The following is a 26299-nucleotide window of genomic DNA, read 5'->3' as shown; positions in this document are numbered from 1 at the left end:
GATACAAACATAATATTAATGATTACTTAAGCTACTAAAAAGTTCATAAAAAAAAGGATAAACTATCGAATATCCCTTTTATAAAAATTATTTTGAAATCAATTTATACATGAATAGCACGGTCGCCAGTGGCAGCCATTGCAGCTTCTTTTACAGCTTCAGCGTAAGTTGGGTGTGCATGACTCATGCGTGCAATGTCTTCTGCACTTGCTCTAAATTCCATCGCTGTGACAGCTTCCGCAATTAAATCGGCAGCACGTGCACCGACCATATGGACGCCTAAAACTTCATCTGTTTCTTTGTCAGTGAGTATTTTGACAAATCCATCAATATCGCCACTTGCACGCGAACGGCCTAAAGCTCTCATCGGGAATTGACCAGATTTATACTCTACTTTATCTTCTTTGAGTTGCTCTTCAGTTTTCCCAACAGAAGCAACTTCTGGCCATGTATAAACAACGCCAGGGATAAGGTTATAATCGATATGTGGTTTTTGTCCAGCCAAGATTTCAGCAACTAGGCTTCCTTCTTCTTCAGCTTTATGCGCCAACATCGCACCTTCAACAACATCACCAATGGCATAGATATTATCTACTGATGTTTTTCTTTGTCCATCAACAGGAATCTGACCTTTATCGTTGGTTTCAATACCTACATTGTCAAGGCCTAGACCTTCCGTGTAAGGTTTTCTTCCAACAGAAACCAAGCAGTAATCAGCTTTAAACTCAACTTCTTTTCCTTTTTTATCATCAGCTTTGATGATCACTTCATCGCCTTTACGCTCAACCGATTTGACTTTGTGAGAAGTTTTAATTTTGACTTTTTGTTTTTTCAAAACTTTCTGTAATTCCTTACTTTGTGCCTTATCCATCGTTGGGATAATTCTGTCCATATATTCAATAACAGTGACATCAGCGCCTAATCTTTTATAAACTTGACCAAGTTCTAAACCAATCACGCCACCACCAATTACAACAAGGTGTTTTGGGATTTCATCTAAAGATAAAATTTCAGTTGATGTGATGATTCTTTCTTTATCAATTTCTATAAAAGGTAAAGTAGAAGGTTTACTTCCTGTTGCAATGATGCTGTGTTTAGCTTCAATTTCAACAGTTTCTTTATCATTTTTAATTTCGATATGGGTTTTGTCTTTAAAAGAGCCAACACCTTCAAACGAAGTGATGTTGTTTTTGTCCATCAAAAAGTCGATACCTTTTGTTGTTTGCTCAACAACCTGACTTTTTCTCTTCATCATATTTTTGATGTTGACTTTGACATCACCAGAGATATCAATTCCATGCTCATCAAAATCTTTCACAGCACTTTCATAGTAATGTGAAGAATCGAGTAAGGCCTTTGAAGGAATACAACCTACATTGAGGCAAGTTCCGCCTTTGACACTATATTTTTCGATAATTGCAGTTTTCATTCCTAATTGTGCGCAACGAATAGCTGCAACATATCCACCAGGTCCTGAGCCGATGACGACTACATCAAAAGAATCCATATTTTTTATTTGTAAGATTTGGATAACAAAATTAATCATATAATAATTAACGACCAATAGAATCTATATAAAAACCAGCTTGCAAAGCGACGATTCAACATCTTCTTAAAAGCTTCTGAAAGCATTTTTTGTAATTGTTAATTCAAAATTGTAACATTACAATCAATTTTATATTTATGAGCGAAATGTATGAGTCTGAACAGCAAAACAAGCCTAGCTTAAGTATCCTTGCTGCTGTTATACCCGTGATTGCATTAATTTTAATGTTAGCCTATAATGTTTTTATATATGGAGATGATTCTTTAGGCGGATCTAACCAGTTCATCTTATTAATGGGAGCGACCGTTGCAGCAATTGTTGGCGCTTTTAATAAAGTGGATTTTGAATATATGGTGGAAGAGGTTTCCAAAAACATCAAAGCCACCACAGGTCCGATTCTTATTCTTTTAATGGTTGGTGCTTTAGCCGGAACTTGGCTGATTAGTGGCGTGATTCCAACCATGATATATTACGGACTTCAAATTTTAAACCCAACCATATTCCTTGCCGCTTGTGTTGTGATTTGTGCTGTGATTTCCATTGCTACAGGTTCTAGTTGGACAACTTCAGCAACTGTTGGTATTGCTTTAATAGGTATTGCAGGAGCGCTTAATATTCCGTTAAGTATGACGGCTGGTGCCGTTTTATCCGGCGCTTATTTTGGAGATAAATTATCACCGATGAGTGATACAACGAATTTAGCTCCAGCCATGGCAGGGACAGATTTGTTTACACATATCCGTTATATGATGATTACCACTGTGCCAACAATACTAGTCACTTTGGCTGTATTTATTATTATCGGTTTAACCAGAGAGACTTCTGGCGTGATTGAAACAGACCAAATTTTAGCGGATATAAAAGCTTCTTTTACAGTGTCACCATGGTTGTTTTTAGTTCCCGTTGTTGTGATTGGTCTGATTGTTAAAAAAACACCGCCTTTAATTGCCTTATTAATCGGAACACTCTTGGCTGCTGTTTTTGCCCTGATTTTTCAACCAGATTTAGTACAAATGATCGGTGGCGGAAAACAACTTGATGTACACACAGCTTATCGTGGAATTATCGATTCAATTACAACAGGAATTGTGATTCCAACAGAGAATGAAACTTTAAAAGATTTGTTTGAAGCTGGCGGAATGGGAGGCATGCTTGGTACGATTTGGCTGATTATCTGTGCGATGGTTTTTGGTGGAATTATGGATGCCATCGGCGCTCTTGAAGCCATTAGTAAAGCTTTACTAGGCTTGTTTAAATCGACTTTTGGACTTTTTTCAAGTACAGTTTTAAGTTGTGTCACTCTTAACGTCACAGCTTCAGATCAATATTTGGCAATTGTTGTGCCTGGTAAAATGTTTGCCAAAGCTTATCGCGATAAAGGCTTAGCGCCTGAAAATCTCAGCCGTACGCTTGAAGATTCGGGGACAGTAACTTCGGTTTTAATTCCTTGGAATACTTGTGGTGCATACCACAGTGGAGTTTTAGGTGTCCCAGTTGTTGATTATTTCTTTTATGCAATGTTTAACTACTTGAGTCCTATCATGACACTTATCTTTGCAGCTATTGGATATAAAATCAGAAAGATTGCAAAATAATAACAAATGAAATTAGATATATTAGCTTTTGGAGCACACCCAGATGATGTTGAACTCAGTTGCTCAGGAACGCTTGTTAAAGAAGTTTCACGCGGTAAAAAAGTGGGCGTTGTCGATTTAACACAAGGCGAACTCGGTACTCGCGGCACAGCAGAAACCCGATATGAGGAAGCGACAGCCGCTGCTGGCATATTAGATTTATCGGCACGAGAAAATCTTAAATTTAGAGATGGTTTTTTTATCAATGATGAAAAACACCAATTAGAAATCATCAAACGCATACGCCATTACAAACCTGAAATCGTCTTTTGTAATGCGATTAAAGATCGACATATCGACCACGGAAAAGGAGGAGAGCTCGTAAGCAATGCTTGTTTTTTAAGCGGTTTAAAAAAGATAGAAACTGAGTTTAATGGCGAAAATCAAGAAGCCTGGCGACCAAAAATCGTTTATCATTATATTCAATGGTTAGAGATTGAACCTGATGTTGTGGTTGATATTTCAGGATTTATGCAAAAAAAAATAGCTTCGGTTGAAGCTTATCAAACACAGTTTTTTGATCCGAATTCCAAGGAACCTGAAACACCGATTACAAGTTCAAATTTTTATGACTCAGTGACTTACAGAGCGCGAAATTTAGGACGTATGATTGGCGTTGATCATGCAGAAGGATTTACCGTTGAACGTTATCCTGCAGTTGATTCAATTTTTGATTTAATTTGATGAAAAAAATTTTGTAAAACCATAAAATTAATTAAATTTGCATTCGCAAAATGGTGGTTGTAGCTCAGTTGGTTAGAGTATCGGTTTGTGGATCCGAGGGTCGTGGGTTCGAATCCCACCTGTCACCCAAGAAGCCTTGAAGAAATTCAAGGCTTTTTTTGTTTCCATACTTTTCTTCACTTTTCTTTTGATCACTTTTTTTGAATAAAATGCCGGCGCATGATATAAAGCTTCAGTAACCTATGTTACACTGTACTTGTTTTGATATGCTTAAATTTGTCGTTAAATTGAATAACTCATATTAAATACGATCTAAATGAAAGGCTTTAAAAACTTCATGTTCTTATTTATCCTCATGCTTTCAATGCCGATGATGCTACAAGCACAAACTGACAGGATCGAGAAAAGTACAGTTGAGATTTTAAACAAATCAGATCATTTTGCGATGGGTGTTACAAATGCACGTGGTCTAAAAGGCGCTTACGGCATGTATCAGAAATTTCAGAATTCTGGCGTTAAGCTGAAACGATTTGAAGTTGTTATTTGGGGAGCTGTTGTGAAGGATTTAAAAAAAGGAACTGAACTTCACGATTACATCAAAGCACAAGAAGTTAAAGGTCTTCAAGTGACTGTCTGCCAAATCGCTTTAGATTATTTTGATATTTCTAAAGAAGATTTACCTTATGATATTAAAGTTGTCCCAGATGCACATGTGCGTTTGTTTGAACTTCAAGCTTTAGGTTATAACTTAATTGTGATTTAAATTTTTTATAAAAATAACTTTTAAGTGATAAAACTTAAAAGTCAAGATTAGGGTTAGATGAGGGAAAGTCAAGTGTTTTATATGCTTGGCTTTTTCTTTTTTATAGAGGTAAATTCTTGCTGAAGCGAAGGCTTTATTTATCTTTAAACTTTCAATAACCTCTTTATAAAATATATGTAAATAGGTTGGTTTTATCATTTAAAAATCTTAATAAGAATGGCCATAAAAAAATCCGAATTATATAGCTCATTATGGGCGAGTTGTAACGAACTGAGAGGTGGAATGGATGCCTCGCAATACAAAGATTACGTCTTAACGATGTTGTTTGTGAAATATGTATCCGATAAAAATGCAGGTGATCCGATGAGCTTGATTGAAGTGCCAAAAGGCGCTTCTTTTGAAGATATGGTGGCACTGAAAGGTCAAAAAGATATTGGAGATCGCATCAATAAGGAAATCCTAAAACCACTTTTTGCAGCCAATGGCTTGGAAGGTTCAATGGAATTGGCAGATTTTAATGATGATGATAAACTTGGGAGCGACCAAGAAAAAGTGGATCGACTCACAAAGTTGATTGCTATTTTTGAAAATCCGGCGCTCAACTTTAAAAATAATAGGGCAGAAGATGATGATATTTTAGGTGATGCCTACGAATATTTGATGCAGCATTTTGCTACGGAATCTGGAAAATCGAAAGGACAATTTTATACGCCAGCCGAAGTTTCTCGAATTTTGGCAAGAGTTATTGACGTGGATAAAGCAGATAAACCTTCATTTACAGCGTATGACCCAACATGTGGTTCGGGATCTTTGTTGATGAAAGTTGCTGAAGAATCTCAAAATGGATTAACGATTTACGGTCAGGAAAAAGATATTGCAACTCGTGGTTTGGCCATTATGAATATGTGGCTGCACGGCTATCCAGAAGCAGAAATTGCAGGGAAAAATACGATTGCTTATCCTCAATTTAAAGAAGACGATGATTCCTTGAAGCGTTTTGATTTTGTAGTAGCCAATCCTCCATTCTCAGTAAAAAACTGGACCAGCGGAATTGTACCGATGGACGATGAGTTTAATCGTTTTGCGGAATATGGTGTGCCACCAGAAAAGAATGGTGACTATGCTTTCTTATTGCACATCTTGGCTTCTTTAAAAAGCACTGGAAAAGGAGCGATAATTTTACCGCACGGTGTTTTGTTTAGAGGAAATGCGGAGGCGGAAATTCGTCAAAATATTATTGAACGCAAGTGGATCAAAGGAATTATTGGATTGCCTGCCAACTTGTTCTACGGAACGGGAATTCCAGCGTGTATTATTGTGATTGACAAAGAAAAAGCTGAAGATCGCAAAGGAATCTTTATGATCGATTCTTCCAAAGGATTTATCAAAGACGGAAACAAAAATCGTTTGCGTGAACAAGATTTACACAAAATTGTAGATGTTTTTAACCACCAAAAAGAAGTAGAAAAATATGCGCGTTTTGTTCCATTTGAAGAGATTGAAGAAAACGAGTTTAATCTAAATATTCCGCGTTATATTGATACACAAGAGGAAGAAGATATACAAGATTTGGATGCGCACTTGAATGGCGGAATTCCAACAAAAGATATTGATGGACTTCAAGGTTTCTGGAAAGTGTATCCAACATTGAGAAAAGAATTGTTTTCTCCTTTACGAGAAGGCTATGCGCAGTTGAATGTAGAACCGAGTGCGGTTAAAGAGACCATATACAATCATCCAGAGTTTGACGCCTACAGTGTGAGCATTGGGAAAGCATTTGAAGATTGGAAAAATGAAATCTATGAAGATTTACAAGGAATAGATATCAATACTGCTCCTAAAAAGTTCATTAAACATATTTCTACGGCATTGCTCAACCAATATGAAGGAAAAGCCTTGATTAGTCAATATGATATTTACCAGTATTTAATGAATTATTGGAATGAGACCATGAAGGATGATACGTATTTGATTCTTGAAGAAGGTTGGAAAGCAACAGTGAAACGTATTCTTGAAAAGAACAAGAAAGGGAAGGAAATTGATAAAGGTTGGACGTGTGATTTAATTCCGAAAGAACTCGTAATTCAAAAATTCTTAGCCAACGAGAAGAATGAAATAGATGAATTGGAAGCTGCATTAGAAAATATCCAAGCTGCTATTTCACAGCACGAAGAAGAGCACGCTGGAGAAGATGGATTGCTCAATGAAGCAACAACGGACAAAGGGAATGTTACAAAGACAACCATAAATAAATTCATCAAAGAAAATAAAGCGGATGCCGATGAAAAGGAAGCGGTAGAACTCGCTAAAACTGTGCTAGAATTGTTTAACACAGAAACAAAGCTCAAAAAGGACATCAAAGCCAAAGAAAAAGAATTGGATGTAATGACCCTCGAACAATTTCAAAAACTCACAGAAGCGGAAGTAAGAACGTTAGTAGTGGATGACAAATGGTTAATTGCTATCCAAAATGACATTCAAGCTGAAATTGATGGGATTTCTCAACGTTTGACAGCCCGTGTAAAAGAATTAGCAGAACGCTATGAAAATAAATTGGGCACACTAGCAACAAAAACTGAAGAACTGGAAGCCAAAGTAGCTGCTCATCTTGAGAAAATGGGATTGGTTTTTAATTGACAATTAGTAGAGAGTTTTGCAGTCGTAAATTGCAACCAGTTCAATAAAGCACCAGATAGTAAATGAGGGGTATGGAATTGATGATTAGAAAATCAGATGGGTATGGAGTTAGAAAATCAAAATGAAAAACAATTGTATGCTGATGTTTGTAGTTTGGTATCAAATGCCAAATCACAACTCGCACAGTCTGCTAATGCATCGCTTACTTTGATGTATTGGAAAATAGGTGAGCGCATTAACAATGAACTTCTTGATGGTGAGCGAGCTGAGTATGGGAAGCAAATTGTCGTATCGTTAGCACGACAATTGACAATTGATTTTGGTAAAAGTTTTGAAGAGAAAAACTTAAGAAGAATGATTCAGTTCGCACAAGTTTTTCATGATGAACAAATTGTCGTATCGCTAATACGACAATTGAGTTGGACGCATTTTATTGCTTTAATTCCAATTAAAGATGAATTAAAACGTGAATTCTATGCTGTTATGTGTCAGTCTGAAGGCTGGACTGTTAAAACATTGCGTGAAAAAATTGACGGAATGTTATTTGAGCGCACTGCCATAAGCGATAAACCAGATGAGCTCATTAAAACCGAGTTAGAAAGCCTGCGAAAAGGAGAAGCTATCACTCCTGATTTAGTTTTTAAAAGCCCATATTTCCTAGATTTTACTGGCTTGAAAGGGATGTACAGCGAAAGAAGCCTGGAAGACAGTTTGATTGTTTCTTTGGAGCATTTCATAATGGAATTAGGCAACGGATTCTCATTTGTGGAACGCCAAAAAAGAATGATTATTGATGGAGAAGATTTTTATTTGGACTTGCTTTTTTACCATCGAAAACTAAAAAGGCTCATAGCAATAGAGCTCAAACTAGGAAAGTTTAAAGCGGCCTACAAAGGTCAAATGGAGCTATATTTACGTTGGCTTGATAAAAATGAAAAGCAAGCAGGAGAAGAAACACCATTGGGGTTAATACTCTGTGCAGAAGGAGGAAAAGAACAAATAGAATTGTTGCAACTAGAAAAATCTGGAATTAAAGTAGCCGAATATCTTACTGAATTGCCTGATTTAAAACTGCTTAAACAAAAACTAAAACATGAACTTGAAATTAAACGCCAATTAATGGACAATCATAAAAACTACCAAGATGAATGAATTAGCAACAATTAAAATGAAACCTGGTTTTAAACAAACGGAAGTGGGGTTGATACCTGAGGATTGGGAGGTTGAATCAATTAAAGATATTGCTTCTATTACTACAGGAGGAAGTGACACTCAAGATAAGGTTCAAGATGGGAAGTATCGATTTTTCGTTAGGTCTTCAACTATTGAAAGAATTAATAAATATACGTTTGATGGTGAAGCAATACTAACTTCTGGAGATGGCGTTGGTGTTGGAAAAATATTTCATTATGTAAACGGTAAGTTTGATTTCCACCAAAGAGTTTACAACATATACAATTATAGACATGATGTTAATGGGAAATATTTGTTTTTTCAATTTTCAAATAATTTTTTTGACAGAGTAATGTCAATGACTGCGAAGTCTTCTGTTGATTCTGTTAGAAGAGAAATGATTGCAGAAATGCCAATCCCACTCCCTCCCCTCCAAGAACAAAAAACCATAGCCACCGCTTTAAGTGATGTTGATGCATTAATCCAATCTTTGGATGCCTTAATTGCCAAAAAGAAAGCGATTAAACAGGGCGCAATGCAGGAGTTGTTGACGCCACCCCATTCGACAAGCTCAGGGCAGGCCCAAAAAGGAGGAAAAAGATTGGATGGATTTAGTGGGGAATGGGTTGAGAAAGTGCTAGGTAAAATTGGAAATACTTTTGGAGGCTTATCTGGAAAGTCTAAGAAGGATTTTGGGAGTGGAAATTACCACTACATTACTTTTATGAACGTTATGTTTAACACTATAATAGATACGACTATTTTAGAGAAGGTAAATATTAAAACTGGAGAACAACAGAATAAGGCTAGAAAAGGAGATTTATTTTTTAATACTTCTTCAGAAACACCAGAAGAGGTAGGTATGTGCGCTTTGTTGAATGAAAATATCGAAGATCTATATCTCAACAGTTTTTGTTTTGGTTTTCGAATAAAGGAAGAGTTTAGAATTGATGGATTATTCTTTTCTTATCTAATGAATTCAAATGTTGGAAGGAATTTATTTTTATCACTTGCGCAAGGGGCTACTAGATATAACTTATCTAAAAGTAACTTTAATAAACTAAATATTGTTATACCGCAAACAATCAAAGAACAAAAAGCCATTGCTAAAATCCTTTCTGACATGGATTTAGAGATTGAATCTTTAGAAAGAAAGAAGGAGAAATACGAGGAGATAAAGCAAGGGATGATGCAGGAATTGTTAACGGGGAGGGTTAGAATTGTGAATGTTGAATTGTGAGTTATGAATTATGAATTGTGAATTTTTTGAATTATGGGAAAGAGACCAAATGTAATTAGAGATAAGAGTTTTGCTTTTGCATTGCGGATTGTGAAGTTATTCCAGTATTTACAATCAGAGAAAAAGGAATATGTATTAAGCAAGCAATTACTCAGAAGTGGAACGGCTGTTGGTGCTTTGGTCAGAGAAGCAGAGCATGCAGAAAGTAGAGCTGATTTTATACATAAATTAGCTATTGCTCAAAAAGAAGCCAATGAATCAATTTATTGGTTGGAGTTGTTACATCAATCTGGTTACATGGAAGAGATTCAATTTAATTCAATCACAACTGATTTAATAGAAATAAATAAGCTATTGGCATCAATTATAATAACATCGAAAAATAAAAAGAATGGAAAATAGGACTTGTATAATTGTGAATTGTAAATTATGAATTGTGAATTAAGGGGAAAACGAGGTTGGTATGAGTGGGGAGTTAGGGAATATTGAAAAGACCATAAAAAGACCATAAAAAGACCATAAAAAGACCATATTTGTTGTTTTTCTATTCTTTAAAATGGTTAAACCTCTTGTATTAGGGAGTTTATAGTTGTTTTTAAATGACCATAAAATGACCAATAAAAGATCCAGAGATGACCATAAGACGGAGAACTCTTTTGTCGACTATATTCATAGACATAGATAAAAATGTTCTCTTTTCGGCTGAATAGTTACAGATTTTACCTTTTTGGTGTTTTTCTTAAATAAGGAGTTTGTTAATTAAGCTTTAAGGTGCTTTTCTTAAATAAGGTTATATTTGTTAAAACGTAGAAATCGAAAGATTACAGTTAGATTTTTCTAAAAAAAACCTAACCATCAATACAAAATAATTATGAACACAATCGGTAAATCAGAAAGAACATCCCAAGATCGCATCATAAAACTTTTCCAAACGGAATTGGGTTATGAATACCTCGGTAATTGGCAAGACCAAGAACGTACCCAACCAGTTGAGGAACAATTGCTGTTTCAGTTTTTAACACAAAACCAAGGCTATTCTAAAGTTTTAGCCAATAAAGCCATTCACACTTTAACACAAGCCGTGAATAATCTTTCTGAAGGATTGTATGAAGCCAATAAAAAGGTGTACAAACTGCTGCGTTATGGGGTTTCTGTAAAAGAAGAAATAGGAAAACCCAATGAAACGGTCTGGTTAATTGATTGGAAAAATATTGAAAACAATCATTTTGCGATTGCGGAAGAAGTTACTGTTCACGGAAAATATCAAAAGCGTCCTGATATTGTTCTTTATATCAATGGAATTGCAGTAGGTGTTATTGAATTAAAACGCAGTAAATCTGGTGTTGAAGAAGGAATCCGACAAAATTTAGACAATCAAAAGCCGGAATTTATAGAGAAATTCTTTACCACCATGCAATTGGTCATGGCGGGAAATGATTCGCAAGGTTTACGTTATGGAACCATTGAAACAACTGAAAAATATTACCTCCAATGGAAAGAAATTTCAGCTAAAGATTATGATTATGTTCTGGATAAGCACGTTGCACAATTGTGTAATAAAGAACGAATACTCGAATTTATCAATGATTTTGTTGTTTTTGACAAAGGCACCAAGAAGTTAGCCAGACCCAATCAATATTTCGGAGTAAAAGCGGCACAGCAAAGTGTGATTAACCGCCAGGATGGAATTATATGGATGTCGCAAGGCTCAGGAAAAAGTTTAGTCATGGTGTGGCTCGCCAAATGGATCCGTGAAAATGTAAAAGACAGCCGTGTTTTAATTATTACCGATAGGGAAGAACTAGATGAACAAATAGAAAAGCTTTTTGTGGGTGTCGATGAACATATTAAGCGCACCAAAAGCGGAAGAGGATTAATTCAAGTGCTTAATGAAAAAAAACACTCCTTAATTGGTAGTCTTGTTCATAAATTTGGACGAAAATCAGAAGAAGGAGATTTTGATAGCTTTATTGAAGAAATTAAATCAAATATTGCATCAGATTTCAAGGCTAAAGGAGATATATTCGTTTTTGTGGATGAATGTCACAGAACGCAAAGCGGAAAACTGCATGATGCCATGAAAATGATACTTCCCGATTCTATGTTTATTGGATTTACAGGAACTCCTTTATTGAAAAAAGACAAACAGAAAAGTATTGAAGTTTTCGGCCCTTATATCGGAACGCCTTATAAATTTGATGAAGCTGTTGAAGATGGAGTAGTGCTAGACTTACTTTATGAAGCCAGAGATGTAGCTCAGTTTGTAACCGACCAAGATAAGATTGACGAATGGTTTAACACCAAAACCAAAGGCTTAACGGATGTTGCCAAAGTTGAGTTAAAAAGAAAATGGGGAACCATGCAAAAAGTTTTGGGTTCTAAGTCAAGATTGGCAAAAATCGTGAATGATATTGTGCATGATTTCGATACGAAACCACGGTTATATACAGGAGAAGGAAATGCGATGCTGGTTTCAGGAAGTATATATCAAGCGTGTAAGTATTATGAGCTTTTTCAGTCGGCAGGTTTTAAAGAATGTGCCATTATCACTTCTTACGAACCACATCATGCTGATGTTAAAGGAGAAGAAACCGGAGAAGGAAGCTTGACCGATCGTTTGTTGAAATATGAAGTTTATACGAAGATGCTCAATGGAAAATCAGCCGAGCAATTTGAGAAAGAAGCGAAATCTCAGTTTATCAATGAGCCCAACAAAATGAAGCTCTTAATTGTAGTGGATAAATTACTGACCGGATTTGATGCGCCATCTGCTACTTATCTATACATTGATAAGAAGATGCAAGATCATGGATTGTTCCAAGCGATTTGTCGTGTTAACAGAGTAGATTCGGAGGATAAAGAATACGGATACATTATTGATTACAAAGACTTATTTAAAAGTTTAGAAAGATCGATTCAAGATTACACATCAGAAGTTTTTGATGGATTTGACGAAGCAGATGTTCAAGGCTTGTTGAAAGACAGGCATGAAGAATCAAAAGATCGATTAGAAACCAGTTTAGAAAGCGTACGTGCAATTTGTGAACCTGTTCATCCAAAAGAAGAACCCAATTTTATTCGCTATTTCTGTGGAAATACTGAAAACTCTTATGAATTAAAATCTAACGAAGAAAAAAGACTTGCACTATACAAAGCTGTCGTTTCATTGATTAGGGCGTACTCGAATGTAGCCAATGAAATGAATAGGTTGGGTTATTCCGATGCACAAGCAGAAAAGATAAAAGAGGAAGTCAAGTTTTACTCTGACTTAAGAGACATCATTAAAAGAGCGAGTGGAGATCATCTAGATTTAAAAAGATTTGAACCAGGTATGCGTCAATTAATGGATAGATATATTGATGCCAGTTCAAGTAAAAAGCTATCTGATTTTGAGAATGAATCTTTAACAGACTTAATTGTCAATTTAGCAGAAGAACCACGAGAAGAATATGGTGCAGCTAAAAAACAAGAAGCGGTTGCAGAAACGATTGAAAACAATGTGCGTAAAGTGATCAATGAAGAAGCACAAACGAATCCAAAATATTATGAAAAATTATCTCAGTTATTGGATGAAATCATTCAATTACGAAAGAGTGAAGCTTTAGCATACGAAGCCTATTTGAAAGAAATCAAAGAGTTGGCAGCAAAAGCATCAAGACGAAGTGAGAGCAATAGTTATCCGCAATCTATTGATACAAGAGCCAAACAAGCCTTATATGATAATCTCAATCAAGAAGAAGGACTTGCCAATACTTTACATTCAGTGATTGAAGACAATAAACTCGATGGTTGGAGGGATGGTGGAATTAAAGAAAAGAAGTTGATGTTGGCTGTTTTCTCTGTACTTAAAGATCAGGATAAAACATTTGAGTTAATGGAAATAATTAAAGCTCAAAATGAATACTAGTTTGAACAAAGAGAAAATTGAGATAGCTAATATTGAGATTGATGTTGTTCGTAAGAACATCAAGAATATGCATTTAGCTGTTCACCCACCAAATGGAAAGGTAACAATATCCTCACCAAATACAACGGATGAAGAGGTAATACGCTTATTTGCCATTTCTAAGCTAGGTTGGATCAAGAAACATGTAAAGAACTTTCAAGCGCAACCTCGTGAAACCAAGAGAGATTATGTTTCTGCTGAAAGTCATTATTATTTTGGGCAACGTTACCTTTTGAAATTGGAAGAACGGGAAGGGTATGCTAAAGTAGAACTAAAAGGTACTAAGTACATTAACTTAAGAATCAAACCCAAGGCCACGGTTGAGGAAAAATCCAGAGTAATGAAAGAATGGTACAGAAAAGAACTGAAAGCAGTTATTCCAGCTTTAATTGAAAAATGGGAAGGTATTATTGGAGTAAAATGCAATGATTGGGGCGTAAAGCAAATGAAAACCAAGTGGGGAGCGTGTAACATTAAAGAAAAGCGCATTTGGTTAAACCTTGAATTGGCTAAGAAACCACCAATTTGCTTGGAGTATATTATTGTTCATGAATTAGTTCACTTATTGGAAAGGAATCACAATGACAGATTTATTAAATACATGAATAAGTTTATGCCAAAATGGAGATTACACCGAGATGAATTGAATAGTTTACCCGTGGTGCATAATGATTGGGGGTATTGATTTTAATTCATTTTATGATTTGAATATCTTGTTTATAATGATTAAGCGTGGAATCTAGAAAATAAAACCAAAAACTCGCTGCTGTACATGATTGGTTGTTACCTATGCTGATGAATGGGCAAGTGAAGCTAAGGCGTCATGATGAGGTTGAGGTTCGAGATCAAGATAAAGAGATCCTGAATCAAGTTCAGGATGAGAAATATTGGCATTAATAAAAAGTTTGATATTATTATCTTCTTGTCATCCACCAAAAATGTGGGGGGCCACCATCGTTGGATTTGGTAAATATCATTACAAATACAAAAGCGGTCGAGAGGGCGAGGCACCTATCCTCGGTTTTTCTCCCCGTAAATCAGCAATATCACTTTATGTTTATGCTAATACAGAAAAAAGTAAAGCCCTTTTAAAAGATTTAGGGAAATTTAAAATGGGGAAAGCCTGTATATATGTCAAAAAACTAACAGATATAGATTTACAAATATTAAAACAGCTCTGCCAAGAAAGTATCACTTACATCCAAGCGCATCATCAATCCGCTTGTCATGATAAATAATCAAATTATTTGTCAGGTTTTAAGTAGCTAACTCTATTTTAATAACTTTAATGATCTGAGCCGGGTGCATGCTTTTATGATTGATTGGAATTCTGCTCACAAGTGAGTCTTCTTTATAAAAGAGTAAGCAAGCAGAAACAATAACTAAAGCATCTGAGGTTATAGGAGTAGAGCTGTAATTTAAGGCTGTTACAGAAGAATTAAAAAATGATATTTCTTTTTTGAAAACTTCTTGATTTTTAATTCTTAAGTCATCTTTTCCAAAAACGCTCATTAAAAAGCATAATTCAGCTTTAAAGATGCTTTCTGGCCATTTAATATACTTTTTAGGATCTAAAGAAACGACTTGTATTTTTATTTTATGATCATGACTCATCGAAACCCCTATATTTAATTTTAAATAATCAGAAAATAAACTAGTTAAATTAAAATCAAATCCATTTAGAGTTTCAATGTCACTCATCCAAAGGCTTTTCTGACCTCTTGAAGTTGTCATATTCTTTTTAAAAATATTTAGAATACAGCTTCTTAAGCGCGTATGCATCTTGTTATCATGATGGTTGAAATAGATGCTTTTAAGGCTTATAGTCAGTTTTTTAGCAGTCGTAGAAGCTGTGCCAAAATCAGTCGCTGATTCTTTTGTAGCTTTTGTTTGCTTTAATTTTTCAGGTTTTGCTTGTATGACGTTTTTATCATCTAATTGCCTAAAGACAACATTACCCAATGCACCCCTAATTATGTTGTTTTTGTCAAGATATGCCATAATTTATAGTATTTAAATTTAATTCATCCTTATCTTTTATTTAGATTCTTTGCATTTTAAATGCATGATGAGTCCATGTTTTATGATGAAATAATGGACTTTTTATGGACTCAACATGGACTCACTATGGAGTCATTATCTTATAAGTATAAAATAACTTATCAGTATCTGATGAGAATCATGAGTTTAATATGTTTGTTGAAGATAGACGATTTATATTTTAAAAGCAAAAAAATAATAAATTAAACACCTGATAATATGTGTTTTATAATTTAATTTATTATTTTGTTTATAAATAATGATGAAAAACTACAGGATGTCGTGTGATTTAAAAAAATAATATATTATGAAATATTTTAATTTATTGTTAATTTAGTATAGATTTATTGAAAATATGAATTAATAAAACTTCTGTAAATCAATAAATTTTATGAAAAAGGTATTTATTATATTTTTAATCGGAATTCTGTTTTCTTCTTGCTCTTCTAGTAGGTTTTTTGATGAAAACAATACAGAAATCAGCAAATCTAAATTTAAGGAACAAATTTCTACATATAAATATTTAGAAATTCCTGGAGACTCAGTTAATCATAAAAAATTAATCAAAAGAGAAGTGAGAGGGAAAATCAATAATAGGGAAGAGCTTCAAACACTTTTAGAGAATGCAACACATAGAAAGATTGATTCTAACAAGCCAATTGTGGTGATATACTATCCTCGTAAAGACAAATGTAATACAACTGGACTTAATGTTGATGAATCTCTAATTAGAAGTTTCTAAGTTCAAGTAATAAGTGCAAAAATAATAAAGGTTTAAAAAAACATGAAAGGGTTTTTAAATGGACGAAGGATCCTGAAGGTATATTTGAAAAAACGTTTTTTAAACACTATTACCCACCATGCTCAAGTTATGTTGTGATTTCAAAAAATGGTGAATATATCAGTTATTTAGGAGAGTTTGCAAAAGAACATGTTTGGGAATCAACTGAAGAAATTATGAGTCAAAACTGAAAATCAATCAAAGTTTTTATGAGATGGAAGAAATAAGCACAAGACATTTTCTCTTCTTAAACCAAAACTTTTTTAAATAAAAAAGCCTCTTAATCATTGATTAAGAGGCTAGTACTCGGAGCGGGAATTGAACCCGCACGACCGCAATGGTCATTGGATTTTAAGTCCAACGTGTCTACCAATTCCACCATCCGAGCGCGTCTGAGCGAAAGACGGGATTTGAACCCGCGACCCCCACCTTGGCAAGGTGATGCTCTACCCCTGAGCTACTTTCGCAGTATTTTTAAGAACTTTATTGCGGGTGCAAATTTACTGCTTTAATTGAGTTTTCAAAACTTTTTCAAGAAAAAAAGATGCTTTTTTTTGAAGTTTTTTATATCTCATTGATTTAAAATCGCTTAGCCTTTTTGTTTGATCATTCTTTTTATTTCATTCAGCTTCATCAAGGCTTCTACTGGGGTGAGCGTGTCAATATCTAATATTGATATCTCATCTCTGATCTGTTCCAATAAAGGATCATCAAGTTGAAAAAAACTGAGTTGATCTGTTTGTTCAGCTTGTTGTTCTAGCTTTTCTTCAATTTCATCTTGTCCATGTGTGGCTTCTAAACGTTTTAAAACCGTATTCGCTTTTGAAATCACATATTGAGGCATGCCAGCCATTTTGGCAACATGAATTCCGAAACTGTGTGCGCTGCCACCTTCTTTTAATTTTCTAAGAAAGAGAACAGTGTCTTTTAATTCTTTGACAGAAACATTGAAATTTTTGATTCTTTCAAAGTGTGATGTCATTCCATTAAGTTCATGGTAATGCGTCGCAAATAAAGTTTTGGGCTGATGCGGATGTTCATGTAAATATTGGCTAATCGCCCAAGCTATCGAAATACCGTCATAAGTACTTGTCCCACGACCGATTTCATCCAGAATGACTAAACTGCGTTCAGAAATATTATTCAGAATACTCGCCGTTTCATTCATCTCTACCATAAAGGTGGATTCGCCTTGAGAAATATTATCACTTGCGCCAACTCTTGTAAAAATTTTATCAACAATTCCGATATTAGCAGCTTTTGCAGGAACAAAACAACCGATTTGCGCTAATAAAACAATCAAAGCTGTTTGTCTTAGAATTGCAGATTTACCACTCATGTTTGGCCCAGTAATCATGATGATTTGCTGACTTGCATTGTCCAAATAAATAGAGTTGCTAATATAACTTTCATCGTGTGGTAATTGTTTTTCAATCACAGGGTGACGTCCATCTTCAATAGAAATAGCTAAACCATCATTTAAGCTTGGTTTTCTGTAGTTTTCAGTTCTTGCTAATTCTGAAAAACTGGCTAAACAATCCAATTGTGCGATGGTTAAAGCATTCTGCTGAATGACTTTAATGTAATCTTGCATCGCAATGACTAAATCAGAAAAAAGTTGCTGCTCTAAGCTTTGTATTTTTTCCTCGGCACCCAATATCTTGGCTTCATATTCCTTGAGTTCCTCAGTAATGTATCGTTCGCTGTTCACCAGTGTTTGCTTGCGAATCCATTCCTCAGGGACTTTATCTTTGTGCGTGTTTCTGACTTCAATATAATAGCCAAAGACATTATTACTCGAAATTTTCAAGCTCGAAATTCCTGTTTTTTCTGTTTCACGTTTAAGCATTTCATCAAGATATTTTTTTCCAGAATTTGATAAATCTCTGAGTTCATCCAATTCTTGAGAGTAACCTTGAGCAATCGCTTGTCCTTTAATGATATTGACAGGCGCATCTTCTTGAATGGCTTTGCTAATCGTGTTTTTTAAACTTTCACAAGGGTTTAAATTATCTAAAATAGCATTTAAACTCTCGTGTTTATTTTCTTCTAAAAGCTTTTTAATTTCGCCTAAAGCATTTAGCGAATTTTTGAGTTGAACAACTTCACGTGGTGTAATTTTTAAGGTGGCCACTTTTGAAATCAAGCGTTCAAGATCATTGATTTGTTGAAGTTGATTTTTAATATTTTGATGTAAATCTGTTTTATTCTTAAAATAATCAACAACCGCGTGTCGACTTTCAATCGCTGATTTTTGTTTTAAAGGTAAGGCGAGCCATCTCTTTAATAAACGGCTTCCCATGGCTGATGAAGTTTTGTCAATCACATCTAAAAGGGTGATGGCTTGTGATGTGTTTCCTTGATAAAGTTCAAGATTACGAATGGTAAATTTATCCATCCAGACATAATCGTCACGGACAATTCTTGCAATCGAGCTGATATGTTTTTTATCAGTATTTCGGGTTTCATTGAGGTAATGAATGATTGTTCCTGCTGCGATTTTTGCTTCATAGAAATCTTCAATCCCAAATCCTTTTAATGATTTTGTTTCAAAGTGCTGATTGAGGATGTCTTGTGTATAATCAATTTTGAAAACCCAATCTTCTAAAAAGAAAGTGTTGAGATGCGGATCAAATTCTTCCTTAAAAGTATTTTTAAGTTTTTTAGAAACTAAAATTTCGCTTGGCTGAAAGTTTTGAATTAGCTTTTCCATATAAGCTTTATCACCTTCAGCGACGAAAAATTCGCCAGTAGAAACATCTAGAAACCCGATGCCGTAATGATTTTTACGCCAAAAAATCGCTGCTAAAAAGTTATTAGAGTTGCTGCTTAAAACATCGTCGTTATAAGAAACACCAGGCGTCACTAATTCCGTAACACCGCGTTTGACAATTTTTTTGGTTTGACTCGGATTTTCAAGCTGATCACAAATGGCAACACGTTCGCCAGCTCTGACGAGTTTTGGTAAATAAGTGTTTAATGAATGATGCGGAAAGCCTGCCAACTCAAGTTTTTCATTTCCATTATTTCTGTTGGTCAAAACGATGTTGAGAATATGCGCTGTTTTGATGGCATCTTCTCCAAATGTTTCATAAAAATCACCCACACGAAAGAGCAGTATAGCATCAGGATATTTTTCCTTGATTGCGTTATATTGCTTCATTAAAGGTGTTACTTTTGCAGCTTTACTCAAAATCTATTTTTTTGCTAAAATAAGATTTCTAAAGTAATAAAAAACAAAATTGAGCGAGCTTAATACGAAAATGAAGCAGATGAAAATGAGAAAATTAAAGAACAGCGAATTAAACAGATTGAGCGTTGATGATTTTAAAAAAACAGACAAAACACCGATAACTGTTGTATTAGATAATATTAGAAGTTTAAACAATATCGGTTCTGTATTTAGAACCTCAGATGCTTTCTTGGTTGAAGAAATTATGCTTTGTGGCATCACAGCTCAGCCACCACATCGCGATATTACAAAAACGGCTTTGGGTGCGACTGATTCAGTTAATTGGCGTTATTTTGAAACCACTTTAGAGGCACTTGAAGAGCTGAAAGATTATCAGATCGTTTCTGTGGAGCAGGCAGAAAATTCAGTGATGCTCAATGATTTTCAACCCGCAAAAGATCAAAAAATTGCTTTGGTTTTTGGGAATGAAGTGAAAGGTGTGCAACAGGAAGTTGTTGATAAAAGCGACACCGTTTTAGAGATTCCGCAGTTAGGTACAAAACATTCTTTCAATATTTCAGTGAGTGTTGGCATTTGCCTTTGGGATGTTTTTAGTAAACTCAAATCATAAAAAAAAGCTCCGATTAGCAGAGCTTTTATAAATTACAGAGTAAATTTTAGATTTCTTCTAAAACTTTTTCAAGTTTATCTCTTACTTCTTTTGCATGTGCGTTGACTTTTTCATTTTCGATCATTTGCATTGCAACAGACGGATCCATCGCTGCGACTTCAACATCGCCATTATCAAGCTCTCTTAAAGTGACATTGCAAGGGAGAAGCGTACTGACTTGAGGTTCTAAACTGACAACTTTATCAGCATATTCAGGGCTGCAAGCACCAAGAATGAGATGTGGTAGATAATCTTTATCAAGTTTTTTCTTCATTGTGGCTTGAAAATCAATTTCAGTTAAAACGCCAAAACCTTGACTCTTTATAGCTTCTTCAACTTTTGGTCGTAGTTCTTTAACACTTGTGTTTTTAAAAATTCTATTTTTATAATATGTCATGTTTTTGTTTTTTAAGTTGTTTAAAATTAATGTTTTAAGGTTTAATTAGACTTAAAATCGTATTAAAAGTTAGAAGAGTTAACTTTTTTAAAAGTCAACTCTTCTAATAAACTTAATCTATAATGTAATACTTTTAAAACCTTTCTTTTGGAGTTGGAAATTATAGAGAATCCCGTTTTCGACAATTTCCATTTCTTGAGGTAACTCTGAAGCTTTCACACCAAATTTTTTCATAGAAAAACCACAAGCAAATATTTTGACGTTATAATTCTTCGCTAAATCTAAATAGCTTTTCATTTGTACATGATCTTTAGTTTCTAAAATTGTTTTTCCGCAAATCACGACGTGGAACTCACCAAAAGTGTTTCCATCTTGCATAGCTAAATCTTTTGCAGCATAAATGATAGGTTTGAGTTGGGGAACTTTTCTTGTTAAAACGATATAGTTCTCTTTTTCATTATGCGGAAGATGTGAAGTTTTTTGAGCTAATAGGTTTTGAGTTCCTAAAAAACTAAAAAAAGCGATTGTTATTAAAATTAAATGTTTCATTGTTTTATGATTTTTGTTTTGAAAAATTATTTAAAGCGAAAATTAAAAGTCCTCCTAAAATGGCTACATTTTTAAAAAGAGGCCCTAAACTGCTGACTTGTCCAATTTGAATTGTCAAGGTAATCGGAATTAAAACGATAATTAAAGCGATGGCTGCTAATTTGGTTTTGAAACCAATCAATAAAGCTAAACCCGCTATTAACATAATGATTCCCGAGGTGATTACAGCAACTTCTGGCGGTCCCATCAAGTTGCCAATCATTCCAAATTTTGCAGATTCAATGCGACCTACAGTTTTCTCGAGTTGAAGTAGATGACTTATGCTGGCAACGATAAAAATTAAACTGAGCATCATTCTTAGGAGCACAATAGAAAGTTGGCTGACTTCAATTTTACTAGATTTTAACATTTTTATATTTTTAATTAATGGAATTGATAATTCGTTCCTGGCAGTTGAGAAAGAACATTCTCACCTAAATCAAGAGCCTTAGCACGCCCATCAATTTCTGGAGCAATATTTTCATTTTCTTTGAGGTACTCAGCCAAGACATCATGAACAGTATAGTCATGGATTTCAGGATCAATAGCATTTGGCATACGGCACATCATATGATCAGGCTCTCCTTCGCGACGACAAGCTGAAATACTATATTCTTTATCTAGTCTGAGAGGTTCACCACCAACAGTGATTGAGACAATGCGTTCTCCTTTTTGTTTTTGTGCATTAAATTTGAGTTCCATACCAGAAAAACGAACTAGCCAACCTCCGAATCGTTCTTCAGGATTCTTGGCAAAAACGTTGTGTAGCTCTTGCTCAAGCCAATCGTTTATTTGTTTTCCAGTTGCTTTACCTGTTTTGACATATTCATTAACAGGCAGCATGTTCCATAAGTAAGCTCTTGTAATCTCTGCTTTACCATTTTTATATTGACTTGGATCGAGTGGTGGGCTAAAACGAAAACCATTTGAAAAAGAGATGTCTACACCAGTTTTTTCTCGCATTGCATCGGTAATAAAATTGTCCATGGGATTTTCAACAACAAAGTAACGGTAGAGAGGTGTTGTTGTGTAGCCTAGAACTTCATTGATTTCTTTATGGTAAGGCTCAACAGCTTTATCAATAATTTGAGCTAATTCTTTATCAGCAGGATATTTTTTAGGGTCAACTTCCATCAACTCATAGTTTTCTTTAACGATTTCATTACCATCAAAGATTAACTCTAACTTTCCTACAAATGAAGCAAAAGCACCTGGTTCTGTAATTTTAGAATATTCTCCTTTTAAAGGTTGGCGGATACGCTCGTGTGTATCATTCCCAAGGATATAATCTACTCTTTCAAAACTTGGATGATTGGCTAAATTATATTGTTTACTAATTCCGATATGGGAAACAACAAAAAGAACATCAACACCCTCTTCATCTTTAAGCTTATCGATTAAGATTTGTAAATTATCATGAATTTTATTAAATCTAATTCCTTTACTAAAAGAAGGGTTTTGTCTGACAGGAATTTCAGGATCGTTGTATGAAATAAACCCTATTTTCTTTCCTTTCATCTCTTTGATAAAGTATGGAGGGAATAAATGTTCTTCAGTTTTGTCATCATACATATTAGCGGCAACAACAGGAGTTTCGTATGCATTAAGGACATCTAACATCGTTTTCTTACCATAAACAACTTCCCAGTTCCCAGGAATGAGAAAGTCATAATTCATGTTTTTAATGATAGGAGAGAAGGCTGAACCTTTTGATAAAGCAGCGACTGCGCTCCCCTGGATCAGATCACCGCCATCGAGAATTAATGTTCCATCTGGGTTTTTTTGGCGTTCAGTTTCAAAAAGAGTTTTCATATGTGCTAAACCTCCTAGGCGTTTAAATTTAATTTTACCATCCTCCCAAAACAATTCGTCATGAGGGAAGATTTGTCCGTGAATATCTGCTGTTTGTAATATTGTAAGCGTATCGTTTTCTAGCTTATCGGATTCTTTTTCTTGTACTTCATTAGCTTTTGTTGTACAAGATATTGTCAGGCCTACTATTAGACCCATAAATAAAATACGTTTCATTATTGTTTATATTTAAAATAAATATGTTTTTTAAAATGATGCTATACTCATAACATCATGAATTCAGTTTTTTGATCTTTTAAATAAAAGTTAACTGATAAAACATCGCATATTTTGGTACAGAATATAAAGCGGAACTGCTTGTAATTTGGGAACTTCTCGGTCAATAATAACCAAAGGAAGTTTGATGATAAGAGGTTTTTGAAAAGATAAATCAGTGTGTACGCCTGCAAAAAGAAATTGCTGATGATTATAAGGCTTAGATTTTGTAACTCTTGTTTTGTTAAAATCAACTCGGCAGCACTTTTGAGCTTGTGTTTTTTGTATTTTGAGTTGACTTGAGGCATTAGATTTATCAAGATTGAGATTAGCCTCTATGGTGTGACGAAGAGAACAATGCGAAAAAATAAGCATCAAACTCATTAAAATGAGTTGAGCTGTCATTATTTTTATAGTCGCATTGTTCTTTATCATGTCACAATAATATACTTAATCTGTGAGTACATCTGTGACATAAGTTACAAATCGATAAGACTTACTTATTTTGTAATTGTTTCAATCTCTAAACCACTTGCAAGCATTTTATGTACTGGGCATTTGTCTGCGATTTGATATAATCTTTGGCGTTGCTTTTCATCGAGATCACCTGTGACTCGCAATGTTTTAATAATGCGGGCATCTTTAAATTTATTTTCAATTAACTCAATATCGGTGTGGACATCTTCCAATGGCCATTCTTTTCTATCGGCATACATTCTTAGTGTTGCACCAGTGCATCCCGCAAGCGCTGAGATTAGAAGTTCTGTTGGCATCATGCCCAAGTTTCCGCCATCGAGATCTTTGGGTTCATCTGAAATGATATGGTGTCCAGTTTCTGATTTAATATCAACCTTGTATTTTTGGTTTGTCCCTATTGATGTGATTTTTGCCATTTTAATTTTGTTTTAATTTTCACTAAAATTATTTAAATCTATTGAGCAATACTTGCTTTAGTTATTAAGATTTTACTAATCTTTTTTAGGACAATAAAAACGCCTTACCAGCTCATGAAAACCAGTAAGGCGACAAACAATAAAACAAATGATCATTGTGGTGTTATCCACAAATCAATCAAACACTAACATTAAGTCTTTTTTCTAATTGAATAGATTTAGGAAACAAAATGTTATTTTCAAGATGGATATGTTTATGTAAATCCTCTTCAAATTCTTTAAGCATCGCATAAGTCACGCGATATGTATTACAAGCATCAGCTGGTGGTTGGTAACTGCTTGTTTCTTTTTCGATGATACGCAGTAAATTCCCAGCAGTTTCATGTTCGTGCTCCATCATGTCAATTGGGTTTTCTACACTTCCAAAGTGAGGCTGTTCAATTTCTTTACTTGTCAATTCAGCCTGAACTAATTTTTTGATAAAAGGGAAGAGGATGAGTTCTTCTTTCTTCATGTGTGAAGCCAGTTCTTGTGCTAATTCTTTAAAAGCAGTATTGATTTTGAAAAGCTCAGGATGTCTTTCACCATGAACTTTACAAAGTTTGTCTAAAAACTGAAGCAAAGGTTGTGATTTACTTTCGACATATCTGTGATGCGTTTTCTCAACATAATCAGCTAACAAATCCAGTGGCCATTGTTTGAAGTCAGGCTCTCCAGTAGATTTAGCATTTAAAATAGCATCAAGTTCAGCTTCTATTTGCTCTGCATTGATTTTCTTTTTGGTGCAAACTTCATCAATTTGTCTGTTTCCTTTACAGCAGAAATCTATGCCGTAATTTGAAAAGATTGCCGCAGTTCTATAGTCTTGTGCGACGAGTTCGCCGATCTGTTTTTGAAGTAATTGTGTCATAATATTTATTTTAAGATAAAATTGTCCGAATTATAATTAAATTTTTTTTAGTTGTTTATATTAAGTTTTTTTAAATTTTAAGGAAGCTGATGCCGCTTTCAACATCTGTAGCTAAATCATGTAAGCTCGTTTGATGTAAAACAGATTTGAGATTATCTCTAATCGATTTAAATTGAAAGTGCATCGGGCAGGGTTTATTTTCGTCACATTTTTTAAAACCTAATGCACATCCGTTATAGATGTTATCACCATCAATGGCAAAAACGATATTGTAAAGTTTTACATTCTCGATAGCATTGTCCTCAACGTAAAAACCACCATGAGCGCCTCGCATGCTTTTAATGATATTTTCACGTGCTAAAATCTGTAATACTTTAGCTGTGAAGGCTCTCGGGCTATTTATTTCATCTGAGATTTCTCCAAGACTAGTTCTCTGGTTTAGCAAACTCTTTTGAGCGATAAACACAGCAGCTTTAATTCCATACTCACAGGCTTTTGAAAACATAGCTAATTTATTTACATTGCAAATATATAATATTTAATCAGGACTTATTAGTCTTAATTATGACTTTTGTCATATTTTACCTAGATTAATGTTTTTAAGTTTGTACTGTGTTTAATCTAAAAATCAAAAACATGAAGAATTATTTGAATTTAGCATTTGTATTGATGCTTTCAATCTTCCTTGTTAACTGTGGTGGTGAGCCTCAGAAAGAGTCTGAAAAAGACAACAAAGTAAGTTTGAAAAAAACAACAAAAAAAGAAAGTAAAAAGTCAGACACTAAAAAGGTAAAAGCCTCTGAAAGAGTTGTGCTTGATAACAAAGGTGTAGGCCCAATTAAAAATGTTGACTTGGCTGATGATGTCAATCAAGAGATGGCTGATAACGGTAAAGCAGTATATGACAAAATGTGTACAGCTTGTCATAAAATCGATAAACGTTTTATCGGTCCAGCACCAACAGGTATTTTAGACAGACGTGCACCTGAATGGGTGATGAATATGATCTTAAATCCTGAAGAAATGGTTCGTAAAGATCCATTAGCTAAAGATTTATTAATGGAGTTTAATGGTTCGCCAATGGCAAATCAAGGTCTTACTGAGGAAGAAGCAAGATCTGTATTAGAATACTTCCGAACACTATAGTAACATAATTTA

24 protein-coding genes and 3 tRNA genes are annotated in these 26299 nt (G+C 34.6%); 14 read left to right on the top strand and 13 right to left on the bottom strand.

Going from position 1 to position 26299, the window contains the following annotated elements; all coding sequences use genetic code 11:
- Nucleotides 1–103: 103 nt before the first annotated feature.
- Nucleotides 104–1507 (bottom strand): dihydrolipoyl dehydrogenase, encoded by a 1404-nt coding sequence (lpdA, locus tag CAP47_RS02425; protein WP_100775277.1) that lies wholly within the window; start codon nt 1505–1507, stop codon nt 104–106.
- A gap of 176 nt (nt 1508–1683) precedes the next feature.
- On the opposite strand from lpdA, the gene nhaC reads away from it, so the two are divergent.
- The 11 genes from nhaC to CAP47_RS02365 all read left to right on the top strand — a co-directional run bounded on the left by nhaC (nt 1684) and on the right by CAP47_RS02365 (nt 14861).
- Nucleotides 1684–3141, top strand: coding sequence for a Na+/H+ antiporter NhaC (gene nhaC, locus CAP47_RS02420; protein ID WP_100775228.1), 1458 nt, complete (start codon nt 1684–1686; stop codon nt 3139–3141).
- Nucleotides 3142–3147: 6 nt separating this feature from the next.
- Nucleotides 3148–3864, top strand: coding sequence for a bacillithiol biosynthesis deacetylase BshB1 (gene bshB1 / locus CAP47_RS02415; RefSeq protein ID WP_100775227.1), 717 nt, complete (start codon nt 3148–3150; stop codon nt 3862–3864).
- A 52-nt stretch (nt 3865–3916) separates the two neighbouring features.
- Nucleotides 3917–3992, top strand: a tRNA-His gene (locus tag CAP47_RS02410).
- A 188-nt stretch (nt 3993–4180) separates the two neighbouring features.
- The gene (locus CAP47_RS02405) at nt 4181–4627 is read left to right on the top strand and encodes a DsrE family protein (protein WP_100775226.1); all 447 of its coding nucleotides are present in this window, start codon (nt 4181–4183) and stop codon (nt 4625–4627) included.
- A 216-nt stretch (nt 4628–4843) separates the two neighbouring features.
- Nucleotides 4844–7264 (top strand): type I restriction-modification system subunit M, encoded by a 2421-nt coding sequence (locus CAP47_RS02395; RefSeq protein WP_100775224.1) that lies wholly within the window; start codon nt 4844–4846, stop codon nt 7262–7264.
- A gap of 102 nt (nt 7265–7366) precedes the next feature.
- Nucleotides 7367–8416: a YhcG family protein gene (locus CAP47_RS02390; RefSeq protein WP_100775223.1), complete on the top strand. Its 1050-nt coding sequence runs from the start codon at nt 7367–7369 to the stop codon at nt 8414–8416.
- Nucleotides 8409–9677 (top strand): restriction endonuclease subunit S, encoded by a 1269-nt coding sequence (locus CAP47_RS02385; RefSeq protein ID WP_100775222.1) that lies wholly within the window; start codon nt 8409–8411, stop codon nt 9675–9677. The genes CAP47_RS02390 and CAP47_RS02385 overlap by 8 nt, the downstream gene beginning before the upstream one ends.
- Nucleotides 9678–9710: 33 nt before the next feature.
- Complete coding sequence (locus CAP47_RS02380) at nt 9711–10079, top strand: four helix bundle protein (protein ID WP_100775221.1); 369 nt, start codon at nt 9711–9713, stop codon at nt 10077–10079.
- Nucleotides 10080–10548: 469 nt separating this feature from the next.
- The gene (locus tag CAP47_RS02375) at nt 10549–13584 is read left to right on the top strand and encodes a type I restriction endonuclease subunit R (RefSeq protein ID WP_100775220.1); all 3036 of its coding nucleotides are present in this window, start codon (nt 10549–10551) and stop codon (nt 13582–13584) included.
- Nucleotides 13574–14308, top strand: coding sequence for a M48 family metallopeptidase (locus CAP47_RS02370; protein WP_100775219.1), 735 nt, complete (start codon nt 13574–13576; stop codon nt 14306–14308). Before CAP47_RS02375 ends, CAP47_RS02370 begins: the two co-directional genes overlap by 11 nt.
- A gap of 202 nt (nt 14309–14510) precedes the next feature.
- Nucleotides 14511–14861, top strand: a complete 351-nt coding sequence (locus tag CAP47_RS02365; protein ID WP_238140933.1) for a DUF1801 domain-containing protein — start codon at nt 14511–14513, stop codon at nt 14859–14861.
- A 19-nt stretch (nt 14862–14880) separates the two neighbouring features.
- Here the strand turns inward: CAP47_RS02365 and CAP47_RS02360 are convergent, their stop codons facing one another.
- Entirely contained in the window at nt 14881–15624 is a 744-nt protein-coding gene (locus CAP47_RS02360; protein ID WP_100775217.1) for a hypothetical protein, read from the bottom strand.
- A 430-nt stretch (nt 15625–16054) separates the two neighbouring features.
- Between CAP47_RS02360 and CAP47_RS02355 the strand changes: the two genes are divergently transcribed.
- Nucleotides 16055–16405 carry a hypothetical protein gene (locus CAP47_RS02355; RefSeq protein WP_100775216.1) on the top strand — a complete coding sequence of 117 codons (351 nt, stop codon included), beginning with the start codon at nt 16055–16057 and terminating at the stop codon, nt 16403–16405.
- Between the two features lie 342 nt (nt 16406–16747).
- On the opposite strand, the gene CAP47_RS02350 is transcribed toward CAP47_RS02355, so the two are convergent.
- From CAP47_RS02350 to mutS, 3 genes are all read right to left on the bottom strand, one after another.
- Nucleotides 16748–16832, bottom strand: a tRNA-Leu gene (locus CAP47_RS02350).
- A 7-nt stretch (nt 16833–16839) separates the two neighbouring features.
- Nucleotides 16840–16911, bottom strand: a tRNA-Gly gene (locus CAP47_RS02345).
- A gap of 122 nt (nt 16912–17033) precedes the next feature.
- Nucleotides 17034–19640, bottom strand: a complete 2607-nt coding sequence (gene mutS, locus CAP47_RS02340; protein ID WP_100775215.1) for a DNA mismatch repair protein MutS — start codon at nt 19638–19640, stop codon at nt 17034–17036.
- A gap of 82 nt (nt 19641–19722) precedes the next feature.
- Here mutS and CAP47_RS02335 point away from each other — a divergent pair, with 82 nt between their 5' ends.
- On the top strand, nt 19723–20247 hold the full coding sequence (locus CAP47_RS02335) for an RNA methyltransferase (RefSeq protein WP_100775276.1): 525 nt from the start codon (nt 19723–19725) through the stop codon (nt 20245–20247).
- Nucleotides 20248–20293: 46 nt separating this feature from the next.
- Here CAP47_RS02335 and CAP47_RS02330 read toward each other — a convergent pair whose 3' ends face one another.
- From CAP47_RS02330 to CAP47_RS02295, 8 genes are all read right to left on the bottom strand, one after another.
- Entirely contained in the window at nt 20294–20683 is a 390-nt protein-coding gene (locus CAP47_RS02330; protein ID WP_100775214.1) for a DUF302 domain-containing protein, read from the bottom strand.
- A 117-nt stretch (nt 20684–20800) separates the two neighbouring features.
- The gene (locus tag CAP47_RS02325) at nt 20801–21232 is read right to left on the bottom strand and encodes a DsrE family protein (RefSeq protein WP_100775213.1); all 432 of its coding nucleotides are present in this window, start codon (nt 21230–21232) and stop codon (nt 20801–20803) included.
- A gap of 4 nt (nt 21233–21236) precedes the next feature.
- Nucleotides 21237–21641 carry a DoxX family protein gene (locus CAP47_RS02320; protein WP_238140932.1) on the bottom strand — a complete coding sequence of 135 codons (405 nt, stop codon included), beginning with the start codon at nt 21639–21641 and terminating at the stop codon, nt 21237–21239.
- A gap of 14 nt (nt 21642–21655) precedes the next feature.
- Entirely contained in the window at nt 21656–23299 is a 1644-nt protein-coding gene (locus tag CAP47_RS02315) for a bifunctional metallophosphatase/5'-nucleotidase (protein ID WP_100775212.1), read from the bottom strand.
- A 90-nt stretch (nt 23300–23389) separates the two neighbouring features.
- A complete protein-coding gene (locus CAP47_RS02310) occupies nt 23390–23773 on the bottom strand; it encodes a hypothetical protein (RefSeq protein WP_192869923.1) in 384 nt (127 codons plus the stop codon).
- Between the two features lie 65 nt (nt 23774–23838).
- Nucleotides 23839–24231, bottom strand: a complete 393-nt coding sequence (locus CAP47_RS02305) for an OsmC family protein (RefSeq protein WP_100775210.1) — start codon at nt 24229–24231, stop codon at nt 23839–23841.
- Nucleotides 24232–24409: 178 nt separating this feature from the next.
- Nucleotides 24410–25141 carry an iron-sulfur cluster repair di-iron protein gene (ric, locus tag CAP47_RS02300; protein WP_100775209.1) on the bottom strand — a complete coding sequence of 244 codons (732 nt, stop codon included), beginning with the start codon at nt 25139–25141 and terminating at the stop codon, nt 24410–24412.
- Nucleotides 25142–25211: 70 nt separating this feature from the next.
- On the bottom strand, nt 25212–25646 hold the full coding sequence (locus tag CAP47_RS02295; RefSeq protein ID WP_100775208.1) for an RrF2 family transcriptional regulator: 435 nt from the start codon (nt 25644–25646) through the stop codon (nt 25212–25214).
- A 131-nt stretch (nt 25647–25777) separates the two neighbouring features.
- Here CAP47_RS02295 and CAP47_RS02290 point away from each other — a divergent pair, with 131 nt between their 5' ends.
- Entirely contained in the window at nt 25778–26287 is a 510-nt protein-coding gene (locus CAP47_RS02290) for a c-type cytochrome (RefSeq protein WP_093241754.1), read from the top strand.
- Nucleotides 26288–26299: the final 12 nt, after the last annotated feature.

Source organism: Psychroflexus sp. S27, from assembly GCF_002810405.1.
Lineage (GTDB): Bacteria > Bacteroidota > Bacteroidia > Flavobacteriales > Flavobacteriaceae > Psychroflexus > Psychroflexus halocasei_A.
This window is presented reverse-complemented; position numbering and strand designations above follow the sequence as displayed.

Excerpts from the sequence above, each read along its gene's own strand:
- lpdA (WP_100775277.1), bottom strand. The coding sequence starts at position 1,507 with ATGGATTCTTTTGATGTAGTCGTCATCGGCTCAGGACCTGGTGGATAT.
- nhaC (WP_100775228.1), top strand. The coding sequence starts at position 1,684 with ATGAGCGAAATGTATGAGTCTGAACAGCAAAACAAGCCTAGCTTAAGT.
- bshB1 (WP_100775227.1), top strand. The coding sequence starts at position 3,148 with ATGAAATTAGATATATTAGCTTTTGGAGCACACCCAGATGATGTTGAA.
- CAP47_RS02405 (WP_100775226.1), top strand. The coding sequence starts at position 4,181 with ATGAAAGGCTTTAAAAACTTCATGTTCTTATTTATCCTCATGCTTTCA.
- CAP47_RS02395 (WP_100775224.1), top strand. The coding sequence starts at position 4,844 with ATGGCCATAAAAAAATCCGAATTATATAGCTCATTATGGGCGAGTTGT.
- CAP47_RS02390 (WP_100775223.1), top strand. The coding sequence starts at position 7,367 with ATGGAGTTAGAAAATCAAAATGAAAAACAATTGTATGCTGATGTTTGT.
- CAP47_RS02385 (WP_100775222.1), top strand. The coding sequence starts at position 8,409 with ATGAATGAATTAGCAACAATTAAAATGAAACCTGGTTTTAAACAAACG.
- CAP47_RS02380 (WP_100775221.1), top strand. The coding sequence starts at position 9,711 with ATGGGAAAGAGACCAAATGTAATTAGAGATAAGAGTTTTGCTTTTGCA.
- CAP47_RS02375 (WP_100775220.1), top strand. The coding sequence starts at position 10,549 with ATGAACACAATCGGTAAATCAGAAAGAACATCCCAAGATCGCATCATA.
- CAP47_RS02370 (WP_100775219.1), top strand. The coding sequence starts at position 13,574 with ATGAATACTAGTTTGAACAAAGAGAAAATTGAGATAGCTAATATTGAG.
- CAP47_RS02360 (WP_100775217.1), bottom strand. The coding sequence starts at position 15,624 with ATGGCATATCTTGACAAAAACAACATAATTAGGGGTGCATTGGGTAAT.
- CAP47_RS02355 (WP_100775216.1), top strand. The coding sequence starts at position 16,055 with ATGAAAAAGGTATTTATTATATTTTTAATCGGAATTCTGTTTTCTTCT.
- CAP47_RS02335 (WP_100775276.1), top strand. The coding sequence starts at position 19,723 with ATGAGAAAATTAAAGAACAGCGAATTAAACAGATTGAGCGTTGATGAT.
- CAP47_RS02330 (WP_100775214.1), bottom strand. The coding sequence starts at position 20,683 with ATGACATATTATAAAAATAGAATTTTTAAAAACACAAGTGTTAAAGAA.
- CAP47_RS02325 (WP_100775213.1), bottom strand. The coding sequence starts at position 21,232 with ATGAAACATTTAATTTTAATAACAATCGCTTTTTTTAGTTTTTTAGGA.
- CAP47_RS02320 (WP_238140932.1), bottom strand. The coding sequence starts at position 21,641 with ATGTTAAAATCTAGTAAAATTGAAGTCAGCCAACTTTCTATTGTGCTC.
- CAP47_RS02315 (WP_100775212.1), bottom strand. The coding sequence starts at position 23,299 with ATGAAACGTATTTTATTTATGGGTCTAATAGTAGGCCTGACAATATCT.
- CAP47_RS02310 (WP_192869923.1), bottom strand. The coding sequence starts at position 23,773 with ATGATAAAGAACAATGCGACTATAAAAATAATGACAGCTCAACTCATT.
- CAP47_RS02305 (WP_100775210.1), bottom strand. The coding sequence starts at position 24,231 with ATGGCAAAAATCACATCAATAGGGACAAACCAAAAATACAAGGTTGAT.
- ric (WP_100775209.1), bottom strand. The coding sequence starts at position 25,141 with ATGACACAATTACTTCAAAAACAGATCGGCGAACTCGTCGCACAAGAC.
- CAP47_RS02295 (WP_100775208.1), bottom strand. The coding sequence starts at position 25,646 with ATGTTTTCAAAAGCCTGTGAGTATGGAATTAAAGCTGCTGTGTTTATC.
- CAP47_RS02290 (WP_093241754.1), top strand. The coding sequence starts at position 25,778 with ATGAAGAATTATTTGAATTTAGCATTTGTATTGATGCTTTCAATCTTC.